Raw genomic sequence first — 8188 nt, forward strand, 5'->3', positions numbered from 1 at the left:
TCAGAACCTCTTTTCAGAAGGCGTATTGATTATGGTTCGATGGATGATTGTTCGCCTGACTGCTGCGTCGCCATAATCTTGTCCAGATTCCCTTCGACCCATATCGCCAGCTCTTTTACCCGCACACCTACCTCTTTGCCTAATGGGGTGAGGCTATACTCAACATGTGGCGGGACAACCGGATAGGCCGTTCGCAGGACAAAACCATCACTTTCCAACCATTGCAGGGTCTGCGCCAGCATGCGCTCGCTCACGCCGCCAATCCGTCGACGCAGTTGACTGAAGCGATGCGTATCATCAAGTAATGCGATCAGAATCAGTACGCCCCAGCGGCTGGTGACGTGGTTAAGTATTTGTCGAGACGGACATTTCTCCGCGAAGACATTGCCGGTTGGCAGAATGGGGGGCAATAAATCGATGGGTGTTTTGGGTTGACTCACTATACTTACCTTTATGTATGTACTTACTTAAAGTTAGCTTTGCCGATATTATGCCAGCCACTACCCGCCAATAAAAGACGGTTAATAAAAGACGGCCAATAAAATATGGCCAATAAAAGACAGTCAATAAAAGGAGCTCAAGATGATTGCTATTACTGGTGCATCCGGCCAACTGGGCCGTTTGGTTATCGCACAACTGTTAGAGAAGGTTCCGGCGAGCGACATCGTGGCGCTGGTGCGTGATGTCAATAAAGTTGCCGATCTGTCTGCAAAAGGCGTGCAGGTGAAAGCCGCGGATTACAATCAGCCAGAAGCGCTGGCTTCCGCGCTGCAAGGTGTGGATAAGGTGCTGCTGATCTCTTCAAGCGAAGTGGGTCAACGTGCGGCACAACACCGCAATGTCATCGAAGCCGCAGCGAAAGCGGGTGTGAAACTGGTCGCGTACACCAGTCTGCTACATGCGGATAAATCGCCTCTGGCGCTGGCGGCAGAACACCGTCAAACGGAGACGTTGCTGAAGGATTCTGGTTTACCGCATGTCCTGCTGCGCAACGGCTGGTATACCGAAAACTATGCGGCCAGCATCCCTGCGGCGCTGAAACACGGTGTGTTTATCGGTAGCGCGGGCGAAGGCAAAATTACGTCTGCAACCCGTGAAGACTTTGCTGCCGCTGCGGTCGCGGTGCTGACGCAGGAAGGGCAGGCCGGCAAGGTTTACGAACTGGCTGGCGACGAGCCTTACACGCTGGCAGAGCTGGCGGCGGAAGTCAGCAAACAGTCTGGCAAAAATATCGGTTATCAAAATCTGTCCGAAGCGGAGTTTGCCGCTGCGCTGGTTTCAGCCGGGCTACCTGAGGGTTTCGCGCAGATTATTGCGGATTCGGACACTGGTGCATCCAAAGGCGGTCTGTTTGATGACGGTAAGCAACTGAGCCGTCTGATCGGTCGCCCAACCACGCCGCTGTCAGCCGTCGTGAAAGTGACGTTGAAATAACACTTAAAAAGTAACGCTTAAAAATCGGCCCGGAGATCATTCTGGGCCGCCATCGCTGTGAGTGGGCCTTTTGGTGCAGTGAAAGAGCAATCAAGCGGTTTATATGCGCAAACGCTTTTATCACGCTGGCGTACTTGCAATACCTCAGCGAACAGCGTTGAAAAGATGCGAAAAGTGGTACCTATGCGAACGAAATCACGATTCCGACGCTGATTGTCACCGGTGAACAAGCCCACTCACGCTATTTTGCGGAAGATGCCTACAAATTAGTTGGCAGCACGCGTAAAGAGCTGGTGGTTGTACCGAATGCCAATCATGTGGATTTGTACGACAATCAGGCAGGCAAAATACCGTTTGATAAGTTTGAGCAATTTTTCAAAACAAGCCTGCGGTAAATACCATCGAGGGTGAGAAAGCGTTAGTGCCAACAATCTCACCCCGCTATACACCGTGTTTCCCTACGGTTCTGTTTGCTGCTTACACGCTTTAGCAGGTAAATACACAATTAACGGCTGTGGCGTGTAATTATTGTTTTACCGGCTAAAGCGTGTAATATTTATTCTACCGCCTATAACCGGTAGAATAAGATGATGAAGATCACCAACAGCAAGCAGCTTAGCAGCTATCTGAAAGATGTTCGTATCACGCAGAAGCTTTCACAAGGGAAAGTGGCCAGTAAAGTGGGTATTCGCCAGGATACGGTATCCAGTTTCGAGCAACATCCTGATTCCACTAAGCTGGAAACCTTCTTTAAAATCCTGTCGGCATTGAATTTAGAACTTACCGTTACGCCCAGGAATGTGGACACCACCAATAACGAAGCCTCTGTTGCATCATCTTGGAAGGAAGAATGGTAATGGCTGCGCTCGATGTTTACATGAACGGCTATCGGGTGGGGATTCTGACCAAAACGGGCAGTGGGACACATCATTTTTCCTATGATGCGAACTGGCTCGGATTGCCGGGGAGTCGCCCCATTTCGCTTTCTATGCCGCTACGTCATCAGCCCTATCAGGGCGATGAAGTTTATAACTTTTTCGACAATCTGTTGCCGGATAACCCGGATATCAGAAGACGGATTGTCGCCAGGCATCATACGGATTCCACTCAGCCGTTTGATCTGCTGGCTAAAGTGGGGCAAGACAGTGTCGGTGCGTTGCAATTAGTGCCGCAGGGTACACCTGTGCACGATATAAAAAAGATCGAATATAAAACCTTATCCGAGCAGCAGCTTGAAAACATACTGACTGGATATTTGTCCGATGCCCCGCTGGGTATGATTGATACTGAAGACGATTTTCGTATCTCTATCGCAGGTGCACAGGAAAAGACGGCGTTGCTGTATCTGGATGATCGCTGGTGCCTACCTCTCAATGCCACACCAACTACCCACATCATCAAGCTACCGATTGGTAAAATCGAGAGTCACTCTTACTCAATTGATATGTCTGACAGCGTTGAAAATGAGTATCTGTGTTTGCTCATTGCCAAGGCATTTGGGTTGCCAGTGCCGCACTGTTTTATGATCAACGCTGGCAAGATAAAGGCGTTGGCGGTGGAGCGTTTTGATCGTAAATACGCCTCGGATGTCAGTTGGATTATGCGGCTACCACAAGAGGATTTTTGTCAGGTATTAAACGTTCCTTCCGCACTGAAATATGAAAATCATGGTGGACCGGGTATTTCCGCCATTATGTCGTTTCTATTGGGTTCGGTTTATCCAGACAGGGATCGTTATCGCTTTATGCAGGCTCAGGTACTGTTTTGGCTATTGGCTGCAACAGATGGTCATGCGAAAAATTTTTCCCTGTTTATTGAATCTGAGGGACGATATCGACTCACGCCTTTCTATGACATTCTCTCTATGTATCCGGCGATGGGCGGACGGGGAATTGACCGCAGAGAGGCCAAAATGGCGATGGGATTAACTGGCTCAAGAGGCAAGAAATATGCGATTGAACAGATCTTTCCCCGACATTTTTTCCAGACGGCGAAGGTCGTTGGGTTTGCCAGAGAATCGATGGAAAACATTCTGGCGGAGTTTGCCCAGACCGTTGATACCGTCATGACGACTGTTGGAAGTAAACTGCCTGTGGATTTTCCTACTCATATCAGTGAGGCAATTCTGGCCGGATTGCAGGCCAGATCGAGACGGCTCATGAGCGGATGGGCGTAATTTCCCCGACGAATAATATCGGGGAGAGCGAATCACTTCCCAATACAAAAACTCGAAAAGATACGGCCTAGCAGGTCGTCAGAGGTGAACTCGCCAGTGATTTCACTCAGGGACTGCTGCGCCAGTCGCAGTTCTTCTGCCAGCAATTCGCCCGCGTAGGCGCTCACCAGCTGTTCTTTTCCCTGAATCAGATGCTGTGCCGCCAGTTCCAGTGCTTGCAGGTGGCGACGTCGAGCCAGAAAACCGCCTTCCGTGTTGCTGGTGAATCCCATGCTTTGCTTGAGATGGTCGCGCAGCGTATCGATGCCTTCACCCGTGCGGGCGGACAGTCGGATAAGTGAGTGAGTATTCACCTCTTCGATGCCAAGCATTTCACCAGTTACGTCGGCTTTGTTGCGTACCACGGTAATCGGCAACGTTTTTGGCAGGCGCGCCATAAATTCTGGCCAGATTTGCTCAGGTTCGGTCGCCTGCGTGGTGGTGCCGTCTACCATGAACAACACGCGATCGGCCTGTTCGATTTCCTGCCAGGCGCGCTCAATACCAATGCGTTCGACTTCATCGCTGGCATCGCGTAACCCGGCGGTGTCGATGATATGCAGCGGCATGCCGTCGATATGGATATGTTCACGTAATACGTCGCGTGTCGTTCCGGCGATATCCGTCACAATGGCGGCTTCGCGACCGGCTAACGCATTGAGTAAGCTGGATTTACCGGCATTAGGACGACCTGCAATGACGACCTTCATCCCTTCACGCAGCAGGCTACCCTGATGCGCTTCAGCTCTGACGGCATCCAGATCGGCCATCACACCATTTAACTGTGCTTCAATTTTGCCATCGGAGAGAAAGTCGATCTCTTCATCTGGGAAGTCGATGGCAGCTTCGACGTAGATTCGCAGGTGAGTGAGTGCTTCCACTAACTGATTTATTCGGGTGGAAAATACGCCTTGCAGAGAGTTTAGCGCTGAGCGAGCTGCCTGTTCCGAACTGGCGTCAATCAAGTCGGCGATGGCTTCCGCCTGCGCGAGATCGAGTTTGTCGTTCAGGAAGGCACGTTCAGAGAATTCGCCAGGACGCGCAATCCGCACGTTAGACAGTGTCAGGATACGTTGCAGGAGCAAATCAAGAATAACCGGACCGCCGTGACCCTGAAGCTCTAATACGTCTTCACCAGTAAAGGAGTTCGGGCCGGGAAACCAGAGGGCAATGCCCTGATCGAGCGTGGTGCCGTTGGCATCACGGAACGGTAGATAATCGGCGTGGCGCGGCTTGGGAAGTTTACCCAGAACGGCATGCGCCACGTCTGCGGCCGCCTGTCCTGAAATGCGTAAAATACCCACGCCTCCGCGTCCCGGTGGCGTGGCTTGGGCGACGATGGTGTCGGTATTACTCATGATGTTCTCTCTGCATTGGTGCCTGTCTGGCAGGCTATTTTACGTATCGTTGGCTGATAAAACAGCCATTAAAAAAATAAGGCGGTCAATGACCGCCTTACGCTTTCTATCGGTTAGCCATCAACCGGATTATTTTTTCTCGCGGCTATGCAAGCCACGTTTTTCCAGACCGCGGTAGATCAACTGCTGCTGGAGAATGGTAACCAGGTTGCTGACGATGTAGTACATAACCAGACCTGACGGGAACCACAGGAAGAAGACCGTAAAGATGACCGGCATGTAGGTCATGATCTTCTGCTGCATTGGGTCGGTCACGGTGGTTGGTGACATCTTCTGGATGAAGAACATCGTCACGCCCATCAGGATCGGCAGAATGTAGTACGGGTCTTGTGCAGACAGGTCATGAATCCACAGCGCGAACGGCGCGTGACGCAGTTCAACGGAGCCCATCAGCATGTAATACAGTGCCAGGAAGATTGGCATCTGAATCAGCAGCGGGAAGCAGCCGCCCAGCGGGTTCACTTTCTCTGACTTGTACAGCGCCATCATTTCCTGACTCATGCGCTGTTTGTCATCACCAATACGCTCACGCATAGCTTGCAGTTTAGGCTGCAGCAAGCGCATTTTCGCCATAGAGGTGTATTGCGCTTTCGTCAGCGGATACATGATACCGCGCACAATAAAGGTAATGGCAATGATGGAGAAGCCCCAGTTGCCGATAAAGCTATGCAGGAATTTCAGCAGCTTAAACAGCGGCTGAGAAATAAACCACAGCCAGCCGTAATCGACAGTCAGATCCAGATGCGGTGCAACAGCAGCCATCTTGTCCTGAATTTCCGGGCCGACCCACAGGGTGGTTTTCAGATCCTGCTGGCTACCTGCGGCAACTACAACCGGAGCGGATTTGAAGCCAATAGCGGCCTGACCGTTCCCCAGTTTGCTGGTATAGAAGGTGTTAGCGCCTGCCGTCGTTGGGATCCACGCGGTTGCGAAGTACTGTTGCAGCATCGCTACCCAGCCACCGTTGGTGGTGATGTTCAGGTTTTCGTCCATGTCGCTGAAGCTGTACTTTTTGTACTTGTCTTCACTGGAAGAGAACGCCGCGCCACGATAAGTGTGTAGTGCAAAGTTGCTGCTGCCGGTATCGCGGTGCTTAGGTAATTCGATAGATTGCTTTAACTGACCGAACAACGTGAGTTCCAGAGGCTGAGCGCTGGTGTTGTTGACGCTATAGTCAACGTTCAGTGCATAGTCGCCACGTTTCAGAACAAACGTTTTGGTGTAGGTTACGCCGTCAGCCGCAGTGTATGTCATCGGAATGCGCAGTTCGCTCTGACCATCCGCCAGCTCGAAGCTATCTTGGGTGGTGGTAAACAGCGGACGCGGGCCGTTAGCCGGGTTGTCCGGGCCGTTTTTGCCAGTCAAACCGCTCTGAGCCTGATAGACAAACTCGGATGTGGTTTCCAGCAGGTGGAAAGGTTTATCTGAACCCAATGTGTCCGGGTAAGCCAGCAGATGCGCTTGCTCGATGTCACCGCCACGCGTGTTGATTGTCAGCGACAGCACATCGGTTTTCACCGTGATCAGTTTGCCTTGACCGCTGGCGGGTACGCCCTGGTTGGTAGCATCACCGGTCACTGCGTTCGTCGCCTGCTGTATGGCCTGCGTGGTCGCTGGCGGATTTTTATCCGTCTCCCAAGCCTGCCAAAGCATAAAGGTTACGAATAGCAGAGCGATGAGAAGAAGATTGCGTTGCGAATCCATCGTTAATGTTCTCTGTTATTGTCGGTTTTTGGCGGTACGGGATCATCACCACCAGGGTTCAAAGGATGGCATTTTAATACGCGTTTAAGCGTCAACCAACAGCCTTTTATCATGCCGAACCTGCGTATTGCTTCAATACCGTATTGCGAGCACGTTGGCCGGAACCGACAATGCGGTCCGAGCAACGGGCTGATAACGAGTTGATAACCGCGTATCAACCCGATCAGGAGTCGGGAGCCAAACGACAATGCCGACGCCATAGTTTTTCCAATGCTTCCGTCAGGGTACGGTTATCCAGTTCAGACACCCCTTTTTTCACAAGCACCACAAAGTCCATTGAAGGCAATGAATGTTGGTGCAGGCGAAAGCTTTCGCGCGTCAGGCGTTTAATCCGATTGCGTTCATGAGCACGTTTTACATGCTTTTTGGCGACGGTAAGACCGATGCGGGGATGCCCCAGCGAGTTCAGGCGGCCGAGAATGGTGATGTGCGGCGTGCCAGCCCGTTGCGGTTGCTGGAAGACGAAAGTGAAATGACTGGGAGTTAACAAACGTAACTCCCTGGGAAATGCTAGCTTAACCACTCGGTGGGTTAGCTTTTATTACTTAGAAACAGACAGACGAGTACGGCCTTTCGCACGACGGCGGGCCAGAACTTGACGACCATTTTTGGTGGCCATACGAGCACGGAAACCATGGCTACGGTTACGCTTCAATACGGACGGTTGGAAAGTGCGTTTCATGGCGATTTCTACCTAAACTTGGAAAATTATAACTTCACAGTAAACGCGTTTGGCTGTTCGGCGTGAAAAAATGACCGACGCCTCAATCGCATATCACAGCTATATAACGGAAAGAGGCAGGATTGTAATAATTGTACAGTCCTGAGTCAATTAACATCACACTTAACACGCCAGCCATTCCGATTATTTTTGGAATTTCTGCCTGCCAGAGCACAGAAAAGGCGTAGACGCGCGGGCAGGGAATTATACGGACTCTGCTGCAAAGCGCAAGGATCCTCCAACGATCTGTCCGACAAGATCATGATCGATGTCACCGTAACGATCGTGCCTCCGAGGGTATGCTTGGGTGCGCTTCATCGCAGGCGGATAAAATGTGTGCTAGCCGTCCCTCTGCCGTGTTGCAGGGTGTTGCGATAAGAATAGCCTGTGGATAAAAAGGATCGAAACTGTGCAGAAGGGGAAGATCTCTTCGGAAGATTAGGTTATGATCCGCGGTTCCGTTAGCGATCCTTTTGACGGGATCGTCGGAGTAAACCGCCGCGCTACGTGGTGTGTCTGCTGTCTGTATTGTGAATGAAACAATCGTGGATGACGCAGGCGCCAAAAAATCATGAGTCACATAAATAACGTCTTATTCTTTTCTTTTTGATCGTTCTTGTTCGAGTGGAGTCCGCC

Annotated in this window: 9 protein-coding genes and 1 pseudogene; 4 read left to right on the forward strand and 6 right to left on the reverse strand. The window is 51.2% G+C overall.

The features are described from left to right. Nucleotides 1-29: 29 nt before the first annotated feature. Nucleotides 30-440, reverse strand: a complete 411-nt coding sequence (locus MYB54_RS21900; protein WP_094370746.1) for a winged helix-turn-helix transcriptional regulator — start codon at nucleotides 438-440, stop codon at nucleotides 30-32. A 142-nt stretch (nucleotides 441-582) separates the two neighbouring features. On the opposite strand from MYB54_RS21900, the gene MYB54_RS21905 reads away from it, so the two are divergent. From MYB54_RS21905 to MYB54_RS21920, 4 genes and pseudogenes are all read left to right on the forward strand, one after another. Further along, nucleotides 583-1434 (forward strand): SDR family oxidoreductase, encoded by an 852-nt coding sequence (locus tag MYB54_RS21905; protein ID WP_248721355.1) that lies wholly within the window; start codon nucleotides 583-585, stop codon nucleotides 1432-1434. A gap of 179 nt (nucleotides 1435-1613) precedes the next feature. Further along, nucleotides 1614-1829 (forward strand): annotated as a pseudogene (locus MYB54_RS21910) (alpha/beta hydrolase); the annotation flags it as partial. 195 nt (nucleotides 1830-2024) lie between these two features. Then, the gene (locus tag MYB54_RS21915; RefSeq protein WP_014917131.1) at nucleotides 2025-2291 is read left to right on the forward strand and encodes a helix-turn-helix domain-containing protein; all 267 of its coding nucleotides are present in this window, start codon (nucleotides 2025-2027) and stop codon (nucleotides 2289-2291) included. Next, nucleotides 2291-3610, forward strand: a complete 1320-nt coding sequence (locus MYB54_RS21920) for a type II toxin-antitoxin system HipA family toxin (protein ID WP_248721356.1) — start codon at nucleotides 2291-2293, stop codon at nucleotides 3608-3610. The genes MYB54_RS21915 and MYB54_RS21920 overlap by 1 nt, the downstream gene beginning before the upstream one ends. A 32-nt stretch (nucleotides 3611-3642) precedes the next feature. Here MYB54_RS21920 and mnmE read toward each other — a convergent pair whose 3' ends face one another. The 5 genes from mnmE to rpmH all read right to left on the reverse strand — a co-directional run bounded on the left by mnmE (nucleotide 3643) and on the right by rpmH (nucleotide 7513). Beyond that, nucleotides 3643-5007 (reverse strand): tRNA uridine-5-carboxymethylaminomethyl(34) synthesis GTPase MnmE, encoded by a 1365-nt coding sequence (mnmE, locus tag MYB54_RS21925; RefSeq protein WP_039281388.1) that lies wholly within the window; start codon nucleotides 5005-5007, stop codon nucleotides 3643-3645. 129 nt (nucleotides 5008-5136) lie between these two features. Then, nucleotides 5137-6771 carry a membrane protein insertase YidC gene (yidC, locus tag MYB54_RS21930; protein WP_010281240.1) on the reverse strand — a complete coding sequence of 545 codons (1635 nt, stop codon included), beginning with the start codon at nucleotides 6769-6771 and terminating at the stop codon, nucleotides 5137-5139. Nucleotides 6772-6773: 2 nt separating this feature from the next. Continuing rightward, the gene (yidD, locus tag MYB54_RS21935) at nucleotides 6774-7031 is read right to left on the reverse strand and encodes a membrane protein insertion efficiency factor YidD (RefSeq protein WP_010281237.1); all 258 of its coding nucleotides are present in this window, start codon (nucleotides 7029-7031) and stop codon (nucleotides 6774-6776) included. After that, a complete protein-coding gene (gene rnpA, locus MYB54_RS21940) occupies nucleotides 6995-7354 on the reverse strand; it encodes a ribonuclease P protein component (protein ID WP_010281235.1) in 360 nt (119 codons plus the stop codon). The genes yidD and rnpA overlap by 37 nt, the downstream gene beginning before the upstream one ends. Before the next feature lie 18 nt (nucleotides 7355-7372). Further along, the gene (gene rpmH, locus MYB54_RS21945) at nucleotides 7373-7513 is read right to left on the reverse strand and encodes a 50S ribosomal protein L34 (RefSeq protein WP_005976668.1); all 141 of its coding nucleotides are present in this window, start codon (nucleotides 7511-7513) and stop codon (nucleotides 7373-7375) included. Between the last annotated feature and the right edge of the window lie 675 nt (nucleotides 7514-8188).

This window comes from Pectobacterium nicotianae (assembly GCF_023272715.1).
GTDB lineage: Bacteria > Pseudomonadota > Gammaproteobacteria > Enterobacterales > Enterobacteriaceae > Pectobacterium > Pectobacterium brasiliense.

Coding starts and splice junctions, on each gene's coding strand:
- MYB54_RS21920 (WP_248721356.1), top strand. CDS start 2,291: ATGGCTGCGCTCGATGTTTACATGAACGGCTATCGGGTGGGGATTCTG.
- MYB54_RS21905 (WP_248721355.1), top strand. CDS start 583: ATGATTGCTATTACTGGTGCATCCGGCCAACTGGGCCGTTTGGTTATC.
- yidD (WP_010281237.1), bottom strand. CDS start 7,031: ATGGCGTCGGCATTGTCGTTTGGCTCCCGACTCCTGATCGGGTTGATA.
- yidC (WP_010281240.1), bottom strand. CDS start 6,771: ATGGATTCGCAACGCAATCTTCTTCTCATCGCTCTGCTATTCGTAACC.
- MYB54_RS21915 (WP_014917131.1), top strand. CDS start 2,025: ATGAAGATCACCAACAGCAAGCAGCTTAGCAGCTATCTGAAAGATGTT.
- mnmE (WP_039281388.1), bottom strand. CDS start 5,007: ATGAGTAATACCGACACCATCGTCGCCCAAGCCACGCCACCGGGACGC.
- rpmH (WP_005976668.1), bottom strand. CDS start 7,513: ATGAAACGCACTTTCCAACCGTCCGTATTGAAGCGTAACCGTAGCCAT.